This is a genomic window from Neptunomonas antarctica, from assembly GCF_001305295.1.
GTDB lineage: Bacteria > Pseudomonadota > Gammaproteobacteria > Pseudomonadales > Balneatricaceae > Neptunomonas > Neptunomonas antarctica.
This window is the reverse complement of record NZ_LJSI01000053.1, coordinates 936,040-958,638: the sequence shown is the minus strand read 5'-3', so window position 1 is coordinate 958,638 and position 22,599 is coordinate 936,040. Positions and strand designations below refer to the sequence as shown.

Here is a 22,599-nt window from a genome sequence, read left to right as displayed (position 1 = left end):
CTAACAAGCCTGAATTTGAGAGTAGGCTGACAATATTCGCTCTATAGAGGAATCGAGTTTAGCTCTTTGCTGTTCTAACATAATGACTATCCTGCAAAGAATCGATTAATATAACGCCATGCATTCATACTCAGATCATAACCGTCATGCTTTTACTGTCTCAGAGCTTAACCGCCAGGTTAAATCGCTTCTGGAATCGTCTTTTTTACAAGTAAGGGTACAGGGCGAAATTTCAAATTTCTCCAAACCTGCTTCCGGCCACTGGTATTTCACACTGAAGGACGGCAAGGCTCAGGTTAAATGCGCCCTGTTTCGCAACCGCAATCTACGCGTCAGGTTTTCACCTAAAGATGGAGATCAGGTCGTGCTTACCGCTAAAGTCAGCCTTTATGAAGGGCGTGGTGACTATCAACTTATCGGCGAGATGCTGGAATCCGATGGTGAGGGTCAGCTGCAGCAGGCTTTTGAAGCGCTCAAAACATCACTGGCCAAAGAAGGTCTCTTTGCCAACGCGCATAAAAAATCAATACCCGCCCATCCCAAGCACCTTGGTGTTATCACCTCTCCAACAGGGGCGGCCATTCACGACATACTCTCCGTCTTAAAGCGCCGCTTCCCGAGCCTTCCTGTGACGGTTTATCCTTCTGCAGTTCAGGGAGCCGGTGCGGCAACCCAATTAATTAGCGCCCTAGAGGCTGCCCAACGCCATAAGCAAGCAGACCTGATTATTATTGGCCGCGGCGGCGGCTCGCTAGAGGATCTATGGCCGTTTAACGATGAAAAGCTGGCGCGCGCTTTATTTGCCTGCACACTACCGATCATTAGTGCTGTTGGCCATGAAGTGGATTATTCCATCTCAGATCTGGTAGCGGATCTTCGCGCACCAACCCCTTCTGCCGCCGCAGAGCTAATCAGCCCCGATCAGGATGCATTGCGCATATTACTGGATCGCCAAGCGAATCGTCTGGATAGACAGCTCAAAGAAACCCTTACCCGACACCGTCAGCGGGTGTTGCACCTTCGCCAGCGTCTGCGTCATCCCGGTGATCGCATCAGAGAGCAGAAAGCACGACTAAGCAATCTTGAACAGCGTTTACTGGCCACCATCAACCACCGGCTTGTAAAAGCAAAACACCAGAGTTCCTTACTTGAACAGCAACTCATACAGTTTCATCCGCGTCGACAGATTGAACAAATTAGTCTGCGGCTGGTCAGGAATGAAGAGCGCTTAACGCATCAATTTTATAAACATCGTGATCAAAAGCGCTATGCATTAGGTCAGCTGGCAACACGTCTTAACGCCATAAGCCCGCTAGCAACGCTGGAGCGTGGTTATGCCATCATTCAAGACAATAAAGGTAAAGTGGTTACACAAGCGCAGCAAGTCAAAACAGGCGATGTACTGATCAACCGGCTACACCAAGGATCATTCAGCAGTCGCGTTGAGACTATTTATATCGATAACAACTCAGACAATACAGCTAACGACTTCGAGAACACTCATGATTAGATTCTTCATACTATTTATCGGCCTTTTAGCCTCGTTAAACAGTTACGCACTCACCTTACCCGAGGCATCCGACACCCCTGGCGGGGTTGTCATCTTGCCATTACAAGGAATAGACAAAGAACGCTTACCTAACGCCTGGTACCGAAGCAACCGGGTTATGGTCGTTTCCAGTTTAGAGACGCCTTATGCGGACAAAGCCAAGTGGCTGGCGGTGATTGGCATTCCGTTAAAAGCCGACCCCGGCAAAGAGCAGCTTTTAGTCGCCAATGGCATCTCCTTTCCTTTTACGATTAAGGACAAGGAATATAAAGCGCAGTATCTGACTATTAAAAATAAAAAGCATGTTAATCCAGATCCCGAGCAAGTGGCACGCTGGAGACGTGAATCAGCAGAAATGAAAACCGCTTTTACACTATGGACCACGCCTGAGCAGACGATCACGGAATTTATTCTGCCGGCAAAGGGGCCTTTTAGCAGTCCCTTTGGATTAAAACGCTTTTTCAACAAACAACCACGTAACCCCCACAGCGGTCTGGACATAGCAGCGCCAATGAGCGATCCCATCTGGGCTCCCGCCAATTCCAGCGTCGTCGCTGTTGGCAACTACTTTTTTAATGGCAACACTGTAATTTTAGATCATGGTAACGGCTTAACAACCATGTACTGCCATATGAGTGTGATTGATGTAAAAAAAGGTGACATCCTTAAAACCGGTGACATCATCGGCAAGATAGGCAAAACCGGCCGTGTGACGGGGCCTCACCTGCACTGGAGCGTGAGTTTAAACAATACGCGTGTTGATCCGCTCTTGTTTATCTCTAAAAAAGCCCCATAAAAACGTGTTAGCATCCCTTTTCATTTTTATTGGTAGAAAAAACAATGTCTGAACTAAAATTTGAAACACTAGAACAACATGCAAGCTATGGTGTTGGCCGTCAAATGGGCGACCAACTGGCTCAAAACGGCTTTGAAGGCATTGATCTTGATGCGGTTGCAGCGGGTATCAAAGATTCTTACCTGGGCAAAGAACTTGCAGTGCCTGTGGCTGAGATCCAGACAGCTTTTAACGAACTGAACCGTCGTATGAAAGAAATTCACGAAGCGCAAGCCAAAGAAGCTAACGAGGCGGGCGCCGCTTTTCTGGCAGAAAATGCTGCACGTGAAGGCGTTGTCGTTCTTGAATCAGGTCTGCAGTACGAAGTCATTGAAGCAGGTGACGCTGCAAGCGAAAAGCCAACAGCGGATTCAACCGTACGTACGCATTACCATGGCACATTCCCAGATGGCAAAGTTTTTGATAGCTCTTATGATCGCGGTCAGCCAACTGAATTTCCTGTAGGCGGCGTAATCGCAGGCTGGACTGAAGCTCTTCAATTGATGAACACTGGCGCAAAATGGCGCTTAACGGTTCCTTACTCTCTTGCTTATGGTGAACAGGGTTCACCTGGTGGAATCCCACCTTTTGCAACACTGATATTTGATATAGAACTGCTCGACATTCTCTAATGTCGTAATACAAACCGGGCAATGCTTTTGCCCGGTTTTATATTGCCGGGACCTTTAATGAAGCCAATACAAACCATGCAACTTAACTCCCCTCATAACTCTCTTCTTAACTATCAACTCCATGGCAACGGAGCTCCTTTAGTTATTTTGCACGGCTTATTCGGCACGCTGGAAAACTGGGGCAGCCAGATTAAAGCGCTTTCTGAACATTTTCAGGTGATCGCCGTTGATCTGAGAAATCATGGCCGCAGTCCACACACCGACGACATGAATTATGCCCTCATGGTCGACGACATCATTAACCTGCTAGATGATTTAGGATTGGATAAAGTAAATCTGATGGGGCATTCCATGGGCGGAAAAGTTGCCATGCAACTAGCACTGACGCATCCCGAGCGCCTAAATAAACTCATTGTTGTTGATATCTCTCCTGTTGCATACGAACATCATCATAAGGATGTATTGAAGGGACTTTTTTCGATTGATCTGGCGCACATAAAATCGCGTACAGATGCCGACAAACAACTCGGTGCTTATATCCCTGAACCAGGTATCAGAGCTTTTTTACTGAAAAACCTTTACCGCGATGAGAACAAACAATTCCAATGGCGCATGAACCTGCCGGTTTTAGATAAACACTATGACGACATCAGTGCAGCACCAACCGGACATCCGTTTAATGGTAAAACACTGTTTATCAAAGGTGAGGAATCACACTACATACAGACAGACCACCGCGACGGAATTCTGGCACTCTTCCCTAAAGCCACCTACAAAATAATTCAAGGCGCTGGTCATTGGCCACATGCGGAAAAGCCTGCCATCTTTACGAAAATACTGATCAATTTTTTACAGGCTTGATATAAAAATCTAACGCATTCTTTGCTTATATTGATTAGATGCTGAATCCTTTATCATCCACTTAATACATCAGATATTTTTGTCAATAATCGAGCCTTCAGGAAAAAGCTTCTGAAAAACGCCCGCGTCAACCAAACGAAGGTTGATGTCGCTGAGCTTTTTATTGAGATCATTGAGTCGGTTATTAAACTCCTGTAGCGATGCAACCGCGCGACCAGAAGCATTTTGCTCTTCGTTACGTTCTGCTAACGTTTTTTGATCTTCAGATTGCTTATCTTTAGTTTCTTCACTGCGCAGTTTATTTTTTTCGTCTTCCAATGCGGCAGCCTCATTTGCCAACGCTGCTTTTTGGCTATCTATTTCCTGGCTATCCGATTTCTCACTACGCGTGTCTTGATCTGAAATCTGAACGGGTGCTTCAAGCTTAGCAATCTCGGCCTGAGCCTCCGTTGCCATCACCCGTGCCTGAGCTGCAACACGCCGATCTTGCGTTGATGGCTCAGGAACAGAGAGCGCAGCACGGATAATAACTTGCGCTTTTTCCAGCGTCGCTCTGGGGTCATCTGATACAGGAGAGGTATCAATACGCACATCTCCCCCAACAGCATAGAGCTGGCCATCCGGGCCACGCTCATAATCAAAATTTGGAGCTGAAGCAAACGCGCCACCGATCGACGCATGAATCCGTTCATGGTTTTTGACTTCTAGGTCACGTCTGGAAAGATCCTGAGCAATCTGTCTATTCGCTTCTTCAACTCGTTTATCTGAAGATTGATTCGTGGACGCTTCTGAGGCCGATACTGTCGTCTGACTAATCTCAGCACCTTGTTTGGAGAATTTATCTTGCCCCTGTAACGGATCAGAAGAAGCGCTTTGTATCTGCGTATTTGAAGAGGAGGTCGTTGAGGACGATTGATTAGACGAAATAGACTTAACCGCCGCAGATGAATCGTGCGACGCTGATCGGATCATACTGGAAGAGTAATTGTTAATAATCACCCTGATATCCTTTCTTTGTTAACTGTTTGTTTTGGTGATCTGCCGCCTTTGCTCACTGTTTGTTCTTCTAACGACTACTATTGCCGGGACTTTCAAAACAATAAACACAAAGTCCAAGATGAAAAACGTTATATATAACTATGCGCGCGTATCTATATTCGTACCTAATACTTCACCAGCATCCGTGACTACCTTGGTTGCTTGTGCTTGTTCATTCGCGTTGACAGCGTTGCTATTATTAGCCGTCGCCGTATTATCCGCGCTACTTAAGGTACTACTGAGTGCCTGCCCTGAAGCCTGCTCTGATGAGCTTGGTTTACCATTACCCAGCTGATCACTGGGTGATTTCAGGGTATTATCCAGCATACGGTTTAAACCGATAACGCCTGATTGCATTGTCCCTGAGATGTTCATGGCATTCACCTGCACGTTAAATTAAAATTCAGAGTGCTGTAAGTATAGGCCACAATTTTAAATTTGACTATTTTTTGATCAGCATAAGTACTAAAGCAACCATTAATTTAAGTAGCATTTGGTTCAGAGGTATTCATTTAGTGAAATAGCTCTGTTATTCACACATGGCTATTCAAAAAGAGCCTGCACATCCAGATACTCAGCAACTATTATGGGGCTTAACGCCTGAAGAAATGGAATGTCACCTAACAGGGGTGCACGAAACCTAGTCTGTAATAGGGTCTCTAATGTGGCTACATTATCGTCAGAACAGCTCATATCAGGATCAATACGATTGGCCACCCAGCCTGCTATCGACAAACCATCTCTAACGATTGCTTCGGCCGTTAACAACGCATGATTGATACACCCCAGCTTTATCCCGACAACAAGAATAACAGGCGTATTAAGCAGTTTGGGCACATCGGCAAAGGTTTCGGTTCTGTTGAAAGGCACACGCCATCCACCCGCACCCTCGATCAGTACGACGTCGGCCGGGTTCATCATTGCACCACGACATAAGGCGGCTATTCTGTCCGCCGATAAACGCTTGCCGGTTTGCTCAGCCGCAATATGTGGTGCCACCGCCGCTTCAAACACAATAGGATTTACTTCGCTATAACTCAGCGCAACACTGGCTGTTTGCTGCAACAAAAGGGCATCACTGTTCTGCAGGCCATTTTCTGTGTGTAGACACCCGGCGGCTACCGGTTTTAAACCAATCGTGCGATACCCCAACTGATTGGCTTTTTCCAGTAAGCCTGCGGTAACGATCGTCTTGCCTACATCCGTATCTGTTCCTGTTACAAAAAACTGTCGCTTTGCCATTAACGCTTCCTCAAAATCAGATAATAAACTTCGTAACTTGCTGGCAACAAACCTTCTGAGGTGCGAAAAAGCTCATACGCCGCTTTAAAGGCTTTTACACGGGCGGGGCCGGTTAGACCTTTTGCCTGACCCGCATTCATATTATGTGCACCAATCCCTTTTAATTCACAGGTCAGCTCTTTGAGCTGCGGATAGTGCAGCACACGCATCTCGCATTCTGTCTCTATTAACTCAAGATCATCAGGCAACGCTTTACAAAGCTGCGCCAGCGATTGAAATTGGTTTACATGTTGATAATCATCTATCCGAGACCAGGCATCTCTTAATTCACACAGCGTCTGCGGGCCCAATGTCGCGATACAAGCGATACCATCGCGACTAAGGACGCGTGACATTTCAGCAAACAGCATTGAGCTATTTTCACACCACTGAATTGCCAAACTGGAAAAAACTAAGGAGTAGGACTGATTTTTTAACGGTAAACTTTCTGCATCGCCACAAATCCAGGTAACGTCATTGTCTAATGCTCTTGTCGTACGAGCATACGCCAACATCCCAGAGGCTATATCCAGTCCTGCTAATGGCCTATCGGGATACCGATCCCGTAACACGGAGGTAAAATATCCGGTACCGCAGCCAAGATCAAGAATAGAGGCAGGCTCAGTATGTCCGCTCTGGCTGTCTTGACTGTGACTGGAAAGCATCTCCAATAACTGATGGCCAATATTTCGCTGCAAGGCCGCCACACTATCATAAGTGGACGCGGCTTTACTGAAGGACTCTGCTACACGCAGCTTATCAATCAACTCACCCATGAATGATAGCGCTTCGGGTAAAATCCAGTAGTGACTGCATAAATGCCTCCGGATGCGATAGAAAAGGCAAATGTCCTGCCGATTCAAAGCAGACAATCTGATGCGCCGGACTAAACTTTGAACTAAGCTCTGAACTAAGCTCAGCAACGGCAGATACGATGCAGACAGGCACTAGCTGATCGGCGGCGCCATAGATATGTAACACAGGGCAACGTAACTGTGACAAGCGCTCGCGGATATCATTTTCCAGTAAGGTTAAGGTCTCCAGTAAATGCGTAGGCTGGCTTTCTGCCAACACCGCCTTAATCTGTTTCAGTAGTGGTTTTGCGGCCTCACTGCCCTGCACTTGCAACATGGCAAAACGCATTAAGGCTTTCTCAGGATTAACCGCAACGGCCTCCTTAAACTGAGCATAAACGCCACGCTCCATGGCACTCGGCCAGTCTGTTTTTTGTACAAAACAGGGATTGGACGCTACCGTAATAAGGCCTTTCACTTTTTCCGGATACTGCACAGCAATCTGCGTTGCGATTAAGCCCCCTAACGACCAGCCTAACCAATAGGCGGGTTGTTTAACCACAGCAGCGACTTGTTCAGCTATAGAATCCAGCGACAGCGTCCCTTCAACTCTTTTAACGCTGTCAACACCGGCAGAGCGACCCAGCCCTGGCAAGTCGATTAATGTTACATAAAAAGACATGGTAAGCTCTGACATTAAGGTTTGCCATATGGCAGAACTCATCCCCCAACCATGCAGTAAGACTAGTTCGGGATTATCTGTGGAACCAAAAGATTGATGATATATCGCCATTATTTAACCTGATCCAATGCGTCTAACAGACGATCAACCTGTACTTCTGTGTGGCTGGCGCTGAGCGTGACGCGAAGTCGTGCGCTGCCATGAGGTACAGTCGGCGGACGAATCGCCGTAATAAACAACCCCTTATCGCGTAACGCCGCACTCATTGCCATCGCTTTATCCGCATTTCCGATCATGATCGGTTGTATTGGCGTGGGCGAGTCCATCAAACTCAAACCCAGCTGTTCACAGCCACGACGAAAGCGCTGGATCAAACTAGTCAACTGCTCACGTCGCCATTGTTCGGTTTGCACCAATTTAAGACTGACTCTGGTGGCCGCAGCGACAGCAGGCGGCATGCTGGTGGTATAAATATAGGTACGCGCATGCTGAATCAAGGTTTCAATCAAGACGTCACTGCCCGCTACGAAAGCACCCGAGGTACCAAACGCCTTGCCTAATGTGCCCATCAATATCGGTAATTGTTGTTCACTAAGGCCGAAGTGCTCAGCACACCCTGCTCCCGTTTTCCCAAGACAGCCGATGCCGTGCGCATCATCTACCATGACCCAGGCCTTGTGATGATTAGCCACATCGCAAATGGCAGGCAGGTCGGCGATATCGCCATCCATGCTAAACACACCATCAGTAACCACCAACGAACGACGCGCCTGAGTTTTACTCAAGCGCTGGGTGAGGCTATCAACATCATTATGCAAATAACGCTGAAAGCGCGCACCACTAAGCAAGCCGGCATCCAACAATGAGGCATGATTAAGGCGATCTTGAAACACGGCATCCTGCTTACCCAACAAGGCATTCACTGTTCCGAGATTTGCCATGTAACCATTTGAAAACAACAATGCCCGTGGCCGCCCCGTAAAAGCAGCCAGCTCTTCTTCTAATGCGTGATGATGAAAACTATGCCCGCTGACTAAAGAAGATGCGCCTCCCCCGACGCCGTATTCATCTGCCGCCTGCTTGAAAGCACTGACAATGGCAGGGTGATTGGCCAGACCTAAATAGTCGTTTGAACAAAAAGCCAGATACGCTTTACCATCCACGACAACCTCTGGCTGCTGTGGGCTCTGTAGCACTTTACGCCCGCGATACAACGAGGCGGCTTTACGCACCTGTAGCTCAGACGCTAATTGATCAAATGACATAGTGATTCACCGCAGAATGCTCTTATTAACGACGATCTATCGACTCTTACTATCTATCAATGCAGTAGAAGCTGAAAAAGGCAGCGCTTACTGAGCCGCTGCCTAGATGCCTTAATGACAGTTATGCTTCGTAGAAATGTGTGCTGTCCTGCTGTTTTTGCAGGTCTTTAATGATAGCCGCTTCTTGTACATCATCATCAACAGAAATACGTTGCTCAGGATTGATACCCAAGCGCTTGAAGAGCTGCAGATCACGATGCGTTTCAGGATTTGGCGTCGTCAACAGGCAGTCGCCATAAAATACAGAGTTTGCGCCTGCAAAAAATGTCATCGCCTGCATTTCATCGCTCATACTCTCACGGCCGGCTGATAAGCGCACATGTGACGCAGGCATCATAATGCGGGCAACCGCAATCGTGCGAATAAAGACTAAATGATCGAGATCATCGACATTTTCCAGCGGTGTTCCTTTCACTTTTACTAGCATATTAATCGGCACACTTTCTGGCTGAACCGGCAAATTCGCCAGCTGACGCAGCAGCCCGATACGGTCGGTAGCCGTTTCACCCATGCCGAGAATCCCGCCACTACAGACCTTCATCCCGGAATCACGAACATTTTTCAGAGTATCCAGACGGTCCTGAAAAGAACGCGTCGTGATGATTTTGTCGTAAAATTCAGGAGACGTATCCAAATTATGATTGTAATAATCCAAACCAGCATCGGCCAACTGCCCGGCTTTACCTTCGTCCAGCATACCCAGCGTCATGCAGGTTTCTAACCCCAGAGCCTTAACCTGCTGCACCATATCAACCACATACGGCATATCTTTATCAGCCGGATGCTTCCAGGCAGCCCCCATGCAGAAACGAGTAGACCCTGATGCTTTTGCCTGACGGGCTTTTTCAAGCACCTTATCGACCTGCATCAAACGTTCTTTTTCCAGTCCGGTATTATAATGCCCACTTTGAGGGCAGTATTTACAGTCTTCCGGACAAGCACCGGTTTTGATGGAAAGCAACGTACTGACCTGAACTTCATTTGGCTTAAAGTATTGGCGGTGAACCGTGTGCGCCTGAAACATGAGGTCGTTAAAGGGAAGCTCAAAAAGGTCTCGCACCTCTTCTACGGTCCAATTGTTACGAACGGGTGCTTTAACTGTCATGCGTACTTCCCCTTTTAAATATGACATTCAACATTGATATGCTGCTATAACTGACAATGATAAATCGACAGAAGGAACTGTCAACTTATGCTAGCAATATTTAAAAACATCTGTACAAATAATAAGCATAAATGTGCTTTATGCGGCGAATCAACACACATTTCACACCCGCTTTGCGAAAACTGTCTTAATGATCTCCCTTGGCTCGCCACTGCTTGCTATGTTTGCGCTCTACCACTGAGTTCAGAAACACTCAACATAGAAGCACGGGGCTTAGAACAAACAGACTCAAAGCAGAAACCTCTGATCTGCGGCCAATGTATTAAAGAGCCGCCCGCTTTCTCTAATACTCAAGCAGCTTTCTATTATCGATTCCCTATCAGTGCGATTATTCCAAAAATAAAGCACCACCACGGTCTGCACCATACTACCTGGCTGGCCCAGTGTTTATTAAAACGCTTACTTGATCGACCACAAGCCTGGCCAGAGGCGATTATTCCGGTACCCGTGCATCCTTTCCGATTAATGAGCAGAGGATTTAATCAATCGACAATGATTGCCCGCTATCTGAGCCAACAATTGAAAATACCTTTATTACTGAATCGACTGCAAAAAATAAAACACACTAAATCACAATCAAGATTAACCGCTAAACAACGCAGAGCCAATTTGGATAATGCATTCAGCTATAACGGCCCGATTCTGAGACATGTAGTCCTGATTGATGATGTTGTTACCACAGGAACGACGATAAAAGAAATCAGCAAAATACTGAAAAACTCAGGTATTGAACGTGTCGACATATGGGTCATCGCGCGTACACCTGCACCGGATTAGCAACGACTCAATAATGTTTCACGGATCAATAGCTACACATCGCGTTCACGACTATTATGAGTATTTACATTGACATAAGTGAGGAGCCCTTTATTGGATATCGCTATTTTAGGTAGCCTTGCTGGCGGCATAGGATTATTTTTGCTAGGAATGCATCTAATGACGCAAGGGCTTAGGCAAGCGGCCGGCAAGTCATTAAAAAGCGTTCTTCAGGCGGCGACACAAAGCCGTTTAAAAGGCCTTCTTTCCGGCACGCTGATTACCGCGATCGTACAATCATCCAGCGCGGTAACGGTGGCTACTATCGGTTTTGTTAATGCCGGTTTATTAACCATTCCGCAATCGGTTGCCGTTATTTATGGCTGCAATATTGGCTCTACCATGACCAGCTGGCTGGTAGCCCTTATCGGCTTCAAAATTAACATCAGCGTCTTTGCATTACCCTTAATTGCTTTTGGGATGCTCATGAATGTCGTCGCTTCCACAGAACGGATTCGACAAATAGGATTTGCAGTGGCGGGGTTTGGGGTTTTTTTTATTGGTCTCGATTTTCTCAAAGAAAGTTTTGAGGGCCTGGAACAACACATTAACCTGACAGCTATCAGCAATTTACCACTAAGCGAACTCCTGTTTTTAGTCGCCGGCTTTATTCTGACGCTCTTAATGCAATCGTCTGCAGCCTCCATGGCGATTACGCTATCACTCGCCGCCGCCGGTTCTATTAACATCACGGCAGCCGCCGCGCTAGTCATCGGTGCCAACCTGGGTACCACCTCTACAGCCATGCTCGCTGTCATTGGAGCCACGCCCAATGCGAAACGAATAGCTGCAGCGCATGTCATTTTTAATCTGATAACAGGTGCTGTCGGATTTTTACTGTTAATACTTTTCTCTTCACAGGTCAACCATCTGAATAATGGTTTTATCGGCATCGTGATACTGCTGGCGCTATTTCATACGCTCTTTAATGTACTGGGTGTATGCATAATGTGGCCTTTAACAAACACTATGGTTAATTTTTTGGCGAAGCGCTTTCTCTCTCAGGAAGAAAACATCAGCACACCACAGTATCTGGATAAAAATATACTCACTACACCCTATCTGGCATTGGAAGCGATGAGCATGGAACTGGGCAGGGTCAGCCGACTCTGCACCGCTATGGCGTTGGCGGCCGTAAGTGAAGAAGATGGCAATCCACCGCAGCTTGAAAAAGATTTGTCGAGTATCATGGCGCTGGTATCTTCTATCGGACAATTCAACCAGAAAATTGCACAACAAAACCTGAATCCTGATATTACTGATATTTTACCGTCGTCACTACGCGTAGCCCGCTATCTAAATGAGGTAGCACGACTCTCTACACGCCTTGTGGATTACCACGATAGCTTAGAAAACATCTCTGATTCCAGCATTCGCCAAAGCGTTTTTAATTTTAAGAAAGATATCACTACGCTCCTCAATGAATGTCGAATCGATGAAAATAGTAATACCGAAAGCGAACCACCCCGAAAATTACTGCATACACTGGAATACGATTACCAGGCACTAAAATCAGATATTCTCAATGCAGCCACGTCCGGCAAGCTTGAGGCGGCGGAGTGTGTTACCTTGCTGGACGCCCTCAGCCACTTGCGCCGACTGGCCGAACAGGCCGAAAAAGCCTCGACTTACTGGAGCAGCATGCTCCCCATACATGCAAGGAATGCAGGAAAATAGATGATCACCGATCCTTGGTTTTATGCTGCAGCTATACCCGCTGTGCTCATTACGGCCATATCCAAAGGTGGATTTGGTGGTGGTTTAGGGCTTTTAGGCGTCCCTATGATGGCACTGGTAATCGCACCTCAACAAGCAGCAGCTATCCTGCTACCTATCTTATGCCTGATGGACCTCGTCGGCCTGTGGAGCTTTCGCGGCAAAGGCCACCGCCACAGCTTAAAGACATTACTGCCTGCCGCCGCTATCGGCATCATATTTGGCGCGCTGACATTCAAGTATTTCTCAGCAGATCATATCCGTATTATCGTCGGCCTTATCGCCGTCACTTTTGCTTTAAACTTCTGGCTGAAACCTAAAAACAGAGAGCCTAAAACACCAAGCCGGATGCGTGGTAGTTTCTGGGGAGCCATCGCAGGCTTTACCAGTTTTGGTGTACATGCCGGCGGTGCACCACTCAACGCTTATCTGCTGCCCTTGAAATTAGCTAAATATGATTATGTTGGCACCACCATTATTTTCTTTGCAACCGTCAACTTCATTAAGCTTGTGCCGTACACCTTGCTCGGGCAATTTACCTATGAAACATTAACGACAGCGGCCACGCTGGCTATCCTCGCACCCATCGGGGTTTTACTGGGTGTGCGCTTACACCATAAAATCAGCGACGTGTGGTTCTATCAGATATGTTATTCATTCTTGTTTTTGATGGGTATCAAACTATTATTTGACGCCTTTTTCTAGGCTTTCTACTCCTGACAACGGTTAATACTATTGATGAAATTTACGTTACGAGGCAGCTATGAACCTTGAGCCTATAGGCGTTATCCATTCTGGCTTTAAAGAAAAGTTTGGTATCCCCAGACAGCCCGGTTTAGCCGGATCGATGCAAGCCACTATTGAATTGCTCCCGGAATACGCCAGCGAAGAAATTGTGCGGGGGCTTGAAGGATGCTCGCATATCTGGCTGATTTTCATCTTCAGCGCCTGTGTTGGCAAAGGCTGGCATCCGACGGTTCGTCCACCCAGACTCGGCGGTAACCGGCGCGTAGGAGTACTGGCGACCCGCTCTCCTTTCAGACCTAACCCCATTGGTCTGTCGGCCGTTAAACTGGATGACATACGTTGCATTAAGGGTAAAGTACAATTAATGGTCAGTGGTGCGGATCTGCTGGATCAAACGCCGATTCTCGATATTAAACCCTATTTACCTTATTCAGATGCATTACCTGACGCGCATTTCACATTGGCAGACAGTTATCGCGGGCTGGAAATTCCGGTTGTTTTCAGCGAACAAGCAACAGCACAATGTGCACAGATCACTCAGGCGACAAGCTTGCCTATTGCGGAACAAATTACAGAAGTACTACGTTGTGATCCTCGCCCGGCTTATCAGCGCTCTGCAGAAAGAGAGTATGGAATTCGCCTGCATGATTACAATATTCGCTGGTCTATCGCCGAAGATGAGGCCATATATGTACACGCAGTCGACTCTGTCGATGCATCTCTGCTTTGATAAAACTGGCTTGGCTCTTGGTTCTGGCTATTGGCGAAAAGCAACTAACACATTATTATATTAGAATATTCTAAACTAATATCTGGAAAGCATATGACTGAGCTACCCTCCCCACCTAAAATAGCTATCGCCCGTCTACAACATTTCCCGGTGGCATTTTTTTCTATGATCATGGGCACACTGGGCCTAACGCTCGCATGGCAGAAATCTGCTAATGTCCTTGCACTACCGACTATCATCTCACAGGTATTACTGATTGTTTCAGCCACCTTGTTTGCGATCATTGTCAGCGTTTATCTGCTAAAAATAGTACGTCACTCATCATCCGTCATTGCCGAGTTTAACCACCCGATAACCATGAGTTTTTTCCCGGCATTCTCTATCAGCATCATCCTGATGAGCATTGCCACGCTTGAGGTATCAACCGAATTATCCCGCTTTTTATGGATACTGGGCAGCACGCTGCAATTGATTTTCACACTGAATGCGCTGACTCGGTGGATTCATCACCGGCATTTTCAAATAACCCACAGCACACCTGCCTGGTTTATTCCGGTTGTGGGCAACATCCTCATCCCTATTTCCGGGGTCGAACACGGCTTCTATGAAGTTTCCTGGTTTTTCTTCAGCATTGGCATTATCTATTGGATCGTTTTAAAGACACTGATATTTAACAGAATTATCTTTCATGAGCCTCTACCTGAAAGACTCTTGCCCACGCTATTTATCCTGATTGCGCCGCCGGCTGTTGGGTTTATCTCTTACATGAAACTCAATCATGACGTGTTAGATAGTTTTGGCCGTGTTCTATATTACGCTGCCGCTTTTTTAGTCTTATTACTCATGACTCAATTCAGCCGTTTTTCCCGCATCCAGTTTTACATATCCTGGTGGGCCTACTCATTCCCGCTGGCGGCATTCACTATCACCTCCGAAATCATGTATTCGCGAACCGGAGCACCCTTATTTTTAACACTTAGCTACCTGATGCTAGGGATTGTCTCGCTGGTCGTTACCTTATTACTTTATAAAACCGTTAAAGGCATTATCAGCGGCAGTCTCTTCCAGGCAGATTAAAAACATCATCCTATAGCCAACCGACACCCTGTTGCACTCCACCGGATAACGGGCTCTAATGGAGCCCGATTTTCTATCTAGGAGCATTCAGAATGACCAGCATTAGCGCCGAACAGATCCGCTATGATCGCGATCACATCTGGCATCCTTATTCATCAATGACTAATCCTTCGCCGGTTTACCCCATCGTTTCAGCCAAAGGTGTCCGCCTTAAGATGTCTGATGGACGGGAACTCATAGATGGTATGGCATCCTGGTGGTCGGCTATCCACGGCTACAATCATCCTGTATTGAATGCCGCCGCTCATGCACAAATTGATCAGATGTCTCATGTCATGTTTGGCGGCATTACTCATGAACCGGCCATTGAACTGGCGCGCAAACTCGTCGAGCTGACACCTGCCGCTCTGGACAAAGTTTTTATTGCAGACTCAGGCTCTGTCGCCGTTGAAGTCGCCATTAAGATGGCAATTCAGTACTGGCATGCTCTGGAAAAACCAGAAAAACATAAGTTGGTTACGATCAGAAACGGCTATCACGGTGACACCTTTGGTGCGATGTCGGTCTGCGATCCCATCAATGGAATGCATGAAATTTTTACTGCCGTTCTGCCCAAACACCATTTTGCAGACAGGCCTGAGATTGGTTTTCATCAGGCATGGGACAGTGCGGATATTGCCTCACTAAAACAGATTATCGAACAGCAACATCATGAGTTGGCAGCCCTGATCCTCGAACCAATTGTTCAGGGTGCCGGCGGTATGCGTTTTTATTCTCCGCACTATCTTAAAGCAGCGCGCGCATTATGCGATGAATACGGCCTGCTACTCATCGCCGACGAAATTGCGACCGGATTCGCCAGAACAGGTAAAATGCTCGCCTGTCATCACGCGGATGTGGTACCCGATATTATATGCCTCGGCAAAGCCATCACCGGTGGTTATATGTCATTAGCTGCCACATTAACGACCACTCAAGTCGCAGAAACCATATCTGCTGGCGGTGCGGGCTGCTTCATGCATGGCCCGACATTTATGGGGAACCCGCTCGCCTGCGCGGTTGCTAACAGCAGTCTGCAGTTACTGATAGAGTCTGACTGGAAATCTAATCTTCAACGCATAGAAACGGCACTTAAAACAGGACTGAACCCAGCGTCCGAAATAAAGGGTGTAGCAGAAGTACGTTGCTTAGGCGGAATCGGTGTAGTCGAATTAAGCCAACCTGTAGACAGCGCTCGCATCCAAAAGATGTTTATCGAAAAGGGAATCTGGGTGCGGCCATTTGGTAAGCTTGTCTATATCATGCCGCCCTATATTATGGATAACGAAACACTGAATACCCTGACATCGGGCATCATCGAGGTATTACATCGCTATTTGAAATAAGACAGTATTTCAAAAAGGAAAACATCTAAAAAGGCTTAAAAGCCACACCTTCCAGCACGGTTCCTACCAGTGCTGGCAGGGCTTGATGCCGGTATGTTTCCAGTTTATCAGTTGTGAAGCCTGCCTCTTCTATGTATTGAAAAGTATGTCGCTGTAAATGACAGCCACAGGCCAGTGGCTTCCATAGTGGATTTACTAGCTGCTGACAAGCTCTGGTGAAGACATGCTCACTTCTCACATGTTCAAATACCACTAATGTACCGCCGGGCTTTAACACCCGATAAATTTCCAACAGCGCTTGCTGTGGATCAGATACTGAGCACAATACCAAACAGCAGAGCACTACATCCAGGCTATTAGACGCCAGTGGCAGATGATGCCCGTCACCCTGAATAAGGTAAAACCGCCCGGCCTGTTTTGCCTCTAATGAAGAACGTTGCTGCGCTGCCATAAGCAACAAAGCAGGCTCAGGCTCGAGCGCAATTAATGAGTTTATTTGCTGAGAATAAAAACTAAAATTAACGCCAGTACCCGCGCCCAACTCAAGCACATCACCACGAAGATAGGGAAGAATCCGCTGTCTGTCGGCATCCAGCTTTCTCGATACCTTATCCAGCAAATAAGGGAAAATATGTTGCCTATAGAGGTTCATCATCATGCACCCTCTGATAAGATGTTATAAATTGCTATAAGTTAAAAAGGAATCTATATGGCACGTATTAAAATTGATATGCCTGATAATTATACATTTACGACTGAACTTCCCGTTACCATCAGTGACATTAATTATGGCGGGCATTTAGGCAATGATGCTGTTCTGTCGATGATACATGAAGCAAGAATTCGTTTTCTGAATTATTACCACTACACAGAACTGGATGTTGAAGGTGGCGGTATCATTATGACAGATTCTGCGATTGTCTATCGAGCCGAAGGATTCCACGGAGACCAAATACAGATTGATGTAGCCGTAGGGGATTTCAATAAGTATGGCTGTGACATCTACTATCTGCTTTCTAATAAAAAAACCGCGGCAGAAATTGCTCACGCCAAAACGGGTATTGTCTTTTTTGATTACAAGCAGCGCAAGGTGATACCCGTACCAGAGGGATTTAAAGCCTGCATGCAAAAAGATACCTGACAGAGAGTCAGACATCAGGATAACAGTCATCTTCCGTTATCCTGATGACTTCTCTAAAATAAAAACTGCCTTGATTAACACCTGCTCTAATTAAAGTCTGCTCTGACTAACTGATCCTAACCAACTGCACCCTTAAGCAACATTCGCTACTCATCGAAATCGCTGTAACTGCCTCTGGCCAGGTTTTCAAATCGCGTGTACTTACCAATGAAGGCTAACTTAATAGAACCGATAGGGCCGTTACGCTGCTTACCCAGAATAATCTCAGCTATGCCCTTATCCACAGAATCTTCGTTGTACACTTCATCACGATAAATAAACATGATGACATCGGCATCCTGCTCTATCGCTCCGGATTCACGTAAGTCTGAGTTAACCGGACGTTTGTTAGGACGGTTCTCAAGACTACGGTTCAACTGGGAAAGCGCCACGACAGGGCATTTCATCTCTTTAGCCAAGGCTTTCAACGAGCGCGAAATTTCTGATATTTCTTCGGTGCGGTTAGAAGCCTTACCCGTTTTAATCTGCATCAACTGAAGATAATCGACCATGATCATACCCAACTCACCATGCTCACGCACAATTCGACGCGCTCTGGTTCTCATTTCATTGGGGCTAATACCCGAAGTGTCATCGATAAACAGCGGCTTATCACGCAACATATTGACCGCTGTGGTTAATTTCGGCCAATCTTCTTCATCCAACTGCCCCGAACGAACCTTGCTCTGATCAATACGCCCGATGGAAGATAGCATACGAGAAATCAGCTGATCAGCAGGCATCTCAAGACTGAAAACCAACACGGGCTTTTCTTCTGCCATCAGGGCGTTTTCTACTAAGTTCATCGCAAAGGTGGTTTTACCCATCGATGGGCGCGCCGCCACAATAATTAAATCGGATGGCTGCAATCCGGCTGTACGATCATCCAGCTCATCAAAACCTGTTGTAACACCGGTTATTTGATCGCTGTTATTAAACAAAAAATCAATACGATCAACAGCGCGTTTTAAGAGTGGATTAACAGGCTCCGGACCTCCCTGATTCGGGCGGCTTTCCGCAATCTGAAAGATCTTTTGTTCAGCGTCGTTAAGAATCTCTTCCGAGCCTCGCCCTTCCGGGCTAAACGCATTTTCGGCAATTTCGTGAGCAACGCCGATCATCTGTCGCAACAATGCTCTGTCACGTACAATTTCAGCATAAGCTTTAATATTTGATGCACTGGGCGTATTACGGGCTAACTTAACCAGATAATCCAAGCCACCTGCTTTGTCTAACTCTCCTGTCCTGTCCAGCTCTTCAGACAGCGTTACCACATCTACAGGTTGCTGATTGTTAACCAGTTTCTGCATCACCCTAAAAATCAGACGATGATCATGACGATAAAAGTGCTCTTCAGTAACGATCTCGGACGCAGTATCCCAGGTGTTGTTATCCAACATCAGGCCACCAAGCACGGACTGCTCCGCTTCGATAGAATGAGGCGAGACCTTAACGTTCGCTACCTCTGCATCATGTAAATCAGCAAATTCCATCGAAATTTTCACCTCTAAAAATAAGAATTTTAAAATCAAGCGCTATTAAAAAACACTTTTAAAACTAGCACCTTTGAAACAAGTGCGTTGAAAGTAAGTACCCGGAAATAAAAAAGCACCGCGTAGTATTCTACGCAGTGCTTTTTATGACTTGAATGTTTTTACGAATTAATTCGTGCTAACAATAGCCACAGTAACAGTAGTGTTCACGTCTGCATGCAGATGCAGAGCTACTTCGAATTCACCTGTGTGGCGCAGAGCACCTTCTGGCAAACGAACTTCACTCTTATCAACTACCTGACCAGCAGCAGCCAGCGCTTCAGCGATATCACGAGTACCGATTGAACCGAACAGCTTACCTTCGTCACCCGCTTTAGAAGCGATAGTAACAACCAGGCCTGACAAAGCTTCAGCGCGTGCGTTAGCAGCGTCTACTTTTTCAGCAGCTGTTTTTTCAAGTTCAGCACGACGTGCTTCAAATTTTGTAACATTATCAGCAGTAGCACGTACTGCTTTACCCTGTGGAAACAGGTAGTTACGACAAAAACCAGACTTCACAGACACTTTATCGCCTAGTGAACCGAGCTTACCCATTTTTTCGAGTAGAATAACTTCCATCTCGTAAACCTCATTTGTTCTGTAGCTTACTCACTACAGTACTAATTCATAGCTAACTAACAACTTATCTAATTAATGCAGTTATCAGCTAGCCCCGTAATCACTTAAGCGCTACTCACCTCATAAAGCAGAGGCAACTAACTCCGACTTACTGATGGCTATCAGAGTAAGGCAGTAGTGCCAGAAAACGGGCACGCTTGATAGCAGTAGCCAGCTGACGCTGGTAACGAGCTTTAGTACCAGTGATACGGCTTGGTACGATTTTACCCGTTTCACTAACATAACCTTTCAGTACTTCCAGATCTTTATAATCGATCTCGATAACACCTTCAGCGGTAAAACGGCAAAATTTGCGACGACGAAAAAAACGAGCCATCTTAATATCTCCTAATTTTTAAATTATTCAGCAGCAGGTGCTTCAACAGCAGCAGGCGCTTCAACAACAGCAGGCGCTTCAGCAACAGGCGCAACAGCAGCAGGTTTTTCTTCCTGGCGCGGCTCTTCAGTACGACGAGGCTTACGCTCTTCACGTGCTTCAGATGCTTTGATTGGAGATATTTCTGTGACCGCTTCTTTACGACGAATCATCATGTTACGCAGTACTGCATCGTTATAACGGAACATACTTTCCAGTTCATCCAGAGTTTCCTGGTTGCACTCGATGTTCATAAGAATGTAGTGTGCTTTATGTGCATTGTTGATTGGATAAGCCAATTGACGACGACCCCAATCTTCCATGCGATGGATTTTACCGTCAGCACCTTCGATAACGCCGGTGTAACGCTCTACCATTGCTGGAACCTGTTCGCTCTGATTCGGATGAACCATGAATACGATTTCGTAATGACGCATTGTAGCTCCTTACGGTTTGAAGCCCTCGGACTAATAAGCTATTTAAAAATATACAAAGCCGAAAGCAAGGAGGTTAATAGTATTTCTCAAAGAGAGCGCAAAATTATACGTATTACCATGGATATATGCAATACGTAGAAAATCGTTTAAAGCAGTAATAAATGAATGTGCTATATTTTAAAACTAAGGATTATTACAACATCCCATACTTTCAGAGTATGCAATGAGGACTGCGAGATGACCCACTTAAAACCGCTGCTAATAGCGATATCACTATTTCTGGCATCTTCAGCTTCTAATGCAGACTTTGTCTACAAATGCCAGAACGCTGATGGCAAAAAAGTATTCAGTGGCTTCCCTTGTGGCCCGAATGCAATCAGAGAAGAGTACAGGAATTTATCTCCGGCACGAAAAGCTGACGAGAACCTCCCACCACGACAGGGAGAGTTATTAAATGAGCAAACACCTGTTTATAAATTAAAACCCGCAATTGAAACTGATTCATCAAAAACCGCAGAATAAAAGCAACACTAATTCCCAATCGCCCATATTAGTGCTGCTATTATCGATCCTATTTACTCCACTGACCCTACTTCGACAATTTCAAAGCTGTGTGTGATTTCCACACCGCCTTTCTCTAGCATGAGTGATGCGGAGCAATACTGTTCTGCCGACAGTTTAACAGCACGTTCTACTTGCTTCTCTTTTAAGCCACGTCCGCTAACAATAAATTTGACGTGAATTTTTGTAAAAACAGCAGGGACAGCATCGGCTCTCTCAGCAGATATTTCAGCGACACAATCGACAACATCCTGACGGGTTTTTTTCAAAATACCCACAACATCGTAACTGGTACATCCACCCAATCCTAAAAGAAGTAACTCCATAGGGCGCGGACCGGCTTTTAACTCACCATCCAGCGTTATATCAAAGCCAGACCCTGTTGTTCCTTTAAAACGAACATCCCCATCCCACTTTACTTTTGCATTCATGGTCACTATTGTCGCCCCTTAACTGAACAGCTCTTTTAATTTTTCACCCGGATCGTCTGCACGCATAAATGTCTCGCCCACTAAAAAGCTAAAGACATTATGATCGCGCATCGCTTTTACATCATCGCGTGTATGGATACCACTTTCAGTGACAACGATACGGTTATCAGGAATAAAACGCAGCAACTCATAAGTGTTATCCAGAGAGACCTCAAAGGTATGTAAATTCCGATTATTAATACCCAGCAATCTGTTGTCTAACTTTAAGGCCCTCTCTAATTCGTCACCGTCGTGCACTTCCACCAGCACATCCATACCCAACTTATGCGCGATGCGATTCAGTTCTAACATCTGCGCATCTTCAAGCGCCGAGACAATCAGGAGGATACAGTCAGCACCAATAGCACGCGCTTCAAATACCTGATAAGGATCTACCATAAAATCCTTACGGATAACCGGCAGCGAGCACGCCGCACGCGCGGCTTTCAGATAATCTTCATGGCCTTGAAAAAAATCTGCATCCGTCAGCACAGAAAGACAGCTCGCCCCGCCGTACTGATACGATTTTGCTATTTCCGCAGGTACAAAAGGATCACGCAACAAGCCTTTGGAAGGGCTGGCTTTTTTTATTTCCGCAATCACAGCAGATAAACCACCCGCAATAGAATGCGCCATAACATTAGTAAAACCTCTCGGTTTCATATCATTATCGCGTGCCTGATCTTTAATCTGTTGTTCCAGATTGGCTAAAGAAATAACACTTGATCGCTCTTCAACTTCTTCATATTTACGCTGTAATATGTTCTTTAATATTGTGGGTGTATCAGACAT

The 22,599-nt window shown here is 46.2% G+C and carries 26 protein-coding genes; 12 read left to right on the top strand and 14 right to left on the bottom strand.

Annotated elements, in window-relative coordinates:
• Window positions 1–118 precede the first annotated feature (118 nt).
• From xseA to Nant_RS19140, 4 genes are read left to right on the top strand one after another with little or no spacing between them, the layout of a single operon-like run.
• A complete protein-coding gene (gene xseA / locus Nant_RS19155) occupies window positions 119–1,510 on the top strand; it encodes an exodeoxyribonuclease VII large subunit (protein ID WP_054343214.1) in 1,392 nt (463 codons plus the stop codon).
• Entirely contained in the window at window positions 1,503–2,345 is an 843-nt protein-coding gene (locus Nant_RS19150) for a M23 family metallopeptidase (protein ID WP_076495913.1), read from the top strand. The genes xseA and Nant_RS19150 overlap by 8 nt, the downstream gene beginning before the upstream one ends.
• A gap of 44 nt (window positions 2,346–2,389) precedes the next feature.
• Window positions 2,390–3,016 (top strand): BamJ family beta-barrel-assembly machinery protein, encoded by a 627-nt coding sequence (locus Nant_RS19145; protein ID WP_054343213.1) that lies wholly within the window; start codon window positions 2,390–2,392, stop codon window positions 3,014–3,016.
• 57 nt (window positions 3,017–3,073) lie between these two features.
• Complete coding sequence (locus Nant_RS19140) at window positions 3,074–3,877, top strand: alpha/beta fold hydrolase (protein ID WP_238377191.1); 804 nt, start codon at window positions 3,074–3,076, stop codon at window positions 3,875–3,877.
• A gap of 69 nt (window positions 3,878–3,946) precedes the next feature.
• Here the strand turns inward: Nant_RS19140 and Nant_RS19135 are convergent, their stop codons facing one another.
• The 7 genes from Nant_RS19135 to bioB form a co-directional block, all read right to left on the bottom strand.
• On the bottom strand, window positions 3,947–4,876 hold the full coding sequence (locus tag Nant_RS19135; RefSeq protein WP_054343212.1) for a putative metalloprotease CJM1_0395 family protein: 930 nt from the start codon (window positions 4,874–4,876) through the stop codon (window positions 3,947–3,949).
• 138 nt (window positions 4,877–5,014) lie between these two features.
• On the bottom strand, window positions 5,015–5,290 hold the full coding sequence (locus Nant_RS19130) for a hypothetical protein (protein ID WP_054343211.1): 276 nt from the start codon (window positions 5,288–5,290) through the stop codon (window positions 5,015–5,017).
• A 168-nt stretch (window positions 5,291–5,458) separates the two neighbouring features.
• Entirely contained in the window at window positions 5,459–6,157 is a 699-nt protein-coding gene (bioD, locus tag Nant_RS19125; protein WP_054343210.1) for a dethiobiotin synthase, read from the bottom strand.
• A complete protein-coding gene (bioC, locus tag Nant_RS19120) occupies window positions 6,157–6,972 on the bottom strand; it encodes a malonyl-ACP O-methyltransferase BioC (RefSeq protein WP_054343209.1) in 816 nt (271 codons plus the stop codon). The genes bioD and bioC overlap by 1 nt, the downstream gene beginning before the upstream one ends.
• Window positions 6,965–7,783, bottom strand: a complete 819-nt coding sequence (gene bioH, locus Nant_RS19115; RefSeq protein ID WP_054343208.1) for a pimeloyl-ACP methyl ester esterase BioH — start codon at window positions 7,781–7,783, stop codon at window positions 6,965–6,967. The genes bioC and bioH overlap by 8 nt, the downstream gene beginning before the upstream one ends.
• Window positions 7,783–8,937 carry an 8-amino-7-oxononanoate synthase gene (gene bioF / locus Nant_RS19110; protein WP_054343207.1) on the bottom strand — a complete coding sequence of 385 codons (1,155 nt, stop codon included), beginning with the start codon at window positions 8,935–8,937 and terminating at the stop codon, window positions 7,783–7,785. The genes bioH and bioF overlap by 1 nt, the downstream gene beginning before the upstream one ends.
• A gap of 121 nt (window positions 8,938–9,058) precedes the next feature.
• Window positions 9,059–10,102: a biotin synthase BioB gene (bioB, locus tag Nant_RS19105; protein ID WP_054343206.1), complete on the bottom strand. Its 1,044-nt coding sequence runs from the start codon at window positions 10,100–10,102 to the stop codon at window positions 9,059–9,061.
• A gap of 87 nt (window positions 10,103–10,189) precedes the next feature.
• Here bioB and Nant_RS19100 point away from each other — a divergent pair, with 87 nt between their 5' ends.
• From Nant_RS19100 to bioA, 6 genes are all read left to right on the top strand, one after another.
• The gene (locus tag Nant_RS19100) at window positions 10,190–10,939 is read left to right on the top strand and encodes a ComF family protein (RefSeq protein WP_054343205.1); all 750 of its coding nucleotides are present in this window, start codon (window positions 10,190–10,192) and stop codon (window positions 10,937–10,939) included.
• 93 nt (window positions 10,940–11,032) lie between these two features.
• Complete coding sequence (locus tag Nant_RS19095; RefSeq protein WP_054343204.1) at window positions 11,033–12,655, top strand: Na/Pi cotransporter family protein; 1,623 nt, start codon at window positions 11,033–11,035, stop codon at window positions 12,653–12,655.
• Window positions 12,656–13,399 (top strand): sulfite exporter TauE/SafE family protein, encoded by a 744-nt coding sequence (locus Nant_RS19090; protein ID WP_054343203.1) that lies wholly within the window; start codon window positions 12,656–12,658, stop codon window positions 13,397–13,399.
• Between the two features lie 58 nt (window positions 13,400–13,457).
• The gene (gene tsaA / locus Nant_RS19085; protein ID WP_054343202.1) at window positions 13,458–14,171 is read left to right on the top strand and encodes a tRNA (N6-threonylcarbamoyladenosine(37)-N6)-methyltransferase TrmO; all 714 of its coding nucleotides are present in this window, start codon (window positions 13,458–13,460) and stop codon (window positions 14,169–14,171) included.
• Between the two features lie 93 nt (window positions 14,172–14,264).
• Window positions 14,265–15,248 carry an SLAC1 anion channel family protein gene (locus Nant_RS19080; protein ID WP_054343201.1) on the top strand — a complete coding sequence of 328 codons (984 nt, stop codon included), beginning with the start codon at window positions 14,265–14,267 and terminating at the stop codon, window positions 15,246–15,248.
• A 92-nt stretch (window positions 15,249–15,340) separates the two neighbouring features.
• A complete protein-coding gene (gene bioA / locus Nant_RS19075) occupies window positions 15,341–16,633 on the top strand; it encodes an adenosylmethionine--8-amino-7-oxononanoate transaminase (protein WP_054343200.1) in 1,293 nt (430 codons plus the stop codon).
• A 25-nt stretch (window positions 16,634–16,658) separates the two neighbouring features.
• Here the strand turns inward: bioA and Nant_RS19070 are convergent, their stop codons facing one another.
• A complete protein-coding gene (locus Nant_RS19070; protein ID WP_082400382.1) occupies window positions 16,659–17,291 on the bottom strand; it encodes a class I SAM-dependent methyltransferase in 633 nt (210 codons plus the stop codon).
• 51 nt (window positions 17,292–17,342) lie between these two features.
• On the opposite strand from Nant_RS19070, the gene Nant_RS19065 reads away from it, so the two are divergent.
• The gene (locus tag Nant_RS19065) at window positions 17,343–17,774 is read left to right on the top strand and encodes an acyl-CoA thioesterase (RefSeq protein ID WP_054343198.1); all 432 of its coding nucleotides are present in this window, start codon (window positions 17,343–17,345) and stop codon (window positions 17,772–17,774) included.
• Window positions 17,775–17,920: 146 nt separating this feature from the next.
• On the opposite strand, the gene dnaB is transcribed toward Nant_RS19065, so the two are convergent.
• The 4 genes from dnaB to rpsF all read right to left on the bottom strand — a co-directional run bounded on the left by dnaB (window position 17,921) and on the right by rpsF (window position 20,776).
• Window positions 17,921–19,306 (bottom strand): replicative DNA helicase, encoded by a 1,386-nt coding sequence (gene dnaB, locus Nant_RS19060; RefSeq protein ID WP_054343197.1) that lies wholly within the window; start codon window positions 19,304–19,306, stop codon window positions 17,921–17,923.
• Window positions 19,307–19,474: 168 nt separating this feature from the next.
• A complete protein-coding gene (gene rplI, locus Nant_RS19055) occupies window positions 19,475–19,924 on the bottom strand; it encodes a 50S ribosomal protein L9 (protein ID WP_054343196.1) in 450 nt (149 codons plus the stop codon).
• Window positions 19,925–20,072: 148 nt separating this feature from the next.
• A complete protein-coding gene (gene rpsR / locus Nant_RS19050) occupies window positions 20,073–20,300 on the bottom strand; it encodes a 30S ribosomal protein S18 (protein WP_054343195.1) in 228 nt (75 codons plus the stop codon).
• Window positions 20,301–20,323: 23 nt separating this feature from the next.
• Window positions 20,324–20,776 carry a 30S ribosomal protein S6 gene (gene rpsF / locus Nant_RS19045; protein WP_054343194.1) on the bottom strand — a complete coding sequence of 151 codons (453 nt, stop codon included), beginning with the start codon at window positions 20,774–20,776 and terminating at the stop codon, window positions 20,324–20,326.
• A 237-nt stretch (window positions 20,777–21,013) separates the two neighbouring features.
• Between rpsF and Nant_RS19040 the strand changes: the two genes are divergently transcribed.
• On the top strand, window positions 21,014–21,298 hold the full coding sequence (locus Nant_RS19040) for a DUF4124 domain-containing protein (protein WP_054343193.1): 285 nt from the start codon (window positions 21,014–21,016) through the stop codon (window positions 21,296–21,298).
• A 53-nt stretch (window positions 21,299–21,351) separates the two neighbouring features.
• Here Nant_RS19040 and Nant_RS19035 read toward each other — a convergent pair whose 3' ends face one another.
• Window positions 21,352–21,768: an OsmC family protein gene (locus Nant_RS19035; RefSeq protein ID WP_054343192.1), complete on the bottom strand. Its 417-nt coding sequence runs from the start codon at window positions 21,766–21,768 to the stop codon at window positions 21,352–21,354.
• 18 nt (window positions 21,769–21,786) lie between these two features.
• Window positions 21,787–22,599 (bottom strand): indole-3-glycerol phosphate synthase TrpC, encoded by an 813-nt coding sequence (trpC, locus tag Nant_RS19030; RefSeq protein WP_054343191.1) that lies wholly within the window; start codon window positions 22,597–22,599, stop codon window positions 21,787–21,789.

Coding starts and splice junctions, on each gene's coding strand:
- xseA (WP_054343214.1), top strand. CDS start 119: ATGCATTCATACTCAGATCATAACCGTCATGCTTTTACTGTCTCAGAG.
- Nant_RS19150 (WP_076495913.1), top strand. CDS start 1,503: ATGATTAGATTCTTCATACTATTTATCGGCCTTTTAGCCTCGTTAAAC.
- Nant_RS19145 (WP_054343213.1), top strand. CDS start 2,390: ATGTCTGAACTAAAATTTGAAACACTAGAACAACATGCAAGCTATGGT.
- Nant_RS19140 (WP_238377191.1), top strand. CDS start 3,074: ATGAAGCCAATACAAACCATGCAACTTAACTCCCCTCATAACTCTCTT.
- Nant_RS19130 (WP_054343211.1), bottom strand. CDS start 5,290: ATGAACATCTCAGGGACAATGCAATCAGGCGTTATCGGTTTAAACCGT.
- bioD (WP_054343210.1), bottom strand. CDS start 6,157: ATGGCAAAGCGACAGTTTTTTGTAACAGGAACAGATACGGATGTAGGC.
- bioC (WP_054343209.1), bottom strand. CDS start 6,972: ATGGGTGAGTTGATTGATAAGCTGCGTGTAGCAGAGTCCTTCAGTAAA.
- bioH (WP_054343208.1), bottom strand. CDS start 7,783: ATGGCGATATATCATCAATCTTTTGGTTCCACAGATAATCCCGAACTA.
- bioF (WP_054343207.1), bottom strand. CDS start 8,937: ATGTCATTTGATCAATTAGCGTCTGAGCTACAGGTGCGTAAAGCCGCC.
- bioB (WP_054343206.1), bottom strand. CDS start 10,102: ATGACAGTTAAAGCACCCGTTCGTAACAATTGGACCGTAGAAGAGGTG.
- Nant_RS19100 (WP_054343205.1), top strand. CDS start 10,190: ATGCTAGCAATATTTAAAAACATCTGTACAAATAATAAGCATAAATGT.
- Nant_RS19090 (WP_054343203.1), top strand. CDS start 12,656: ATGATCACCGATCCTTGGTTTTATGCTGCAGCTATACCCGCTGTGCTC.
- tsaA (WP_054343202.1), top strand. CDS start 13,458: ATGAACCTTGAGCCTATAGGCGTTATCCATTCTGGCTTTAAAGAAAAG.
- Nant_RS19080 (WP_054343201.1), top strand. CDS start 14,265: ATGACTGAGCTACCCTCCCCACCTAAAATAGCTATCGCCCGTCTACAA.
- bioA (WP_054343200.1), top strand. CDS start 15,341: ATGACCAGCATTAGCGCCGAACAGATCCGCTATGATCGCGATCACATC.
- Nant_RS19070 (WP_082400382.1), bottom strand. CDS start 17,291: ATGATGATGAACCTCTATAGGCAACATATTTTCCCTTATTTGCTGGAT.
- Nant_RS19065 (WP_054343198.1), top strand. CDS start 17,343: ATGGCACGTATTAAAATTGATATGCCTGATAATTATACATTTACGACT.
- dnaB (WP_054343197.1), bottom strand. CDS start 19,306: ATGGAATTTGCTGATTTACATGATGCAGAGGTAGCGAACGTTAAGGTC.
- rplI (WP_054343196.1), bottom strand. CDS start 19,924: ATGGAAGTTATTCTACTCGAAAAAATGGGTAAGCTCGGTTCACTAGGC.
- rpsR (WP_054343195.1), bottom strand. CDS start 20,300: ATGGCTCGTTTTTTTCGTCGTCGCAAATTTTGCCGTTTTACCGCTGAA.
- rpsF (WP_054343194.1), bottom strand. CDS start 20,776: ATGCGTCATTACGAAATCGTATTCATGGTTCATCCGAATCAGAGCGAA.
- Nant_RS19040 (WP_054343193.1), top strand. CDS start 21,014: ATGACCCACTTAAAACCGCTGCTAATAGCGATATCACTATTTCTGGCA.
- Nant_RS19035 (WP_054343192.1), bottom strand. CDS start 21,768: ATGAATGCAAAAGTAAAGTGGGATGGGGATGTTCGTTTTAAAGGAACA.
- trpC (WP_054343191.1), bottom strand. CDS start 22,599: ATGTCTGATACACCCACAATATTAAAGAACATATTACAGCGTAAATAT.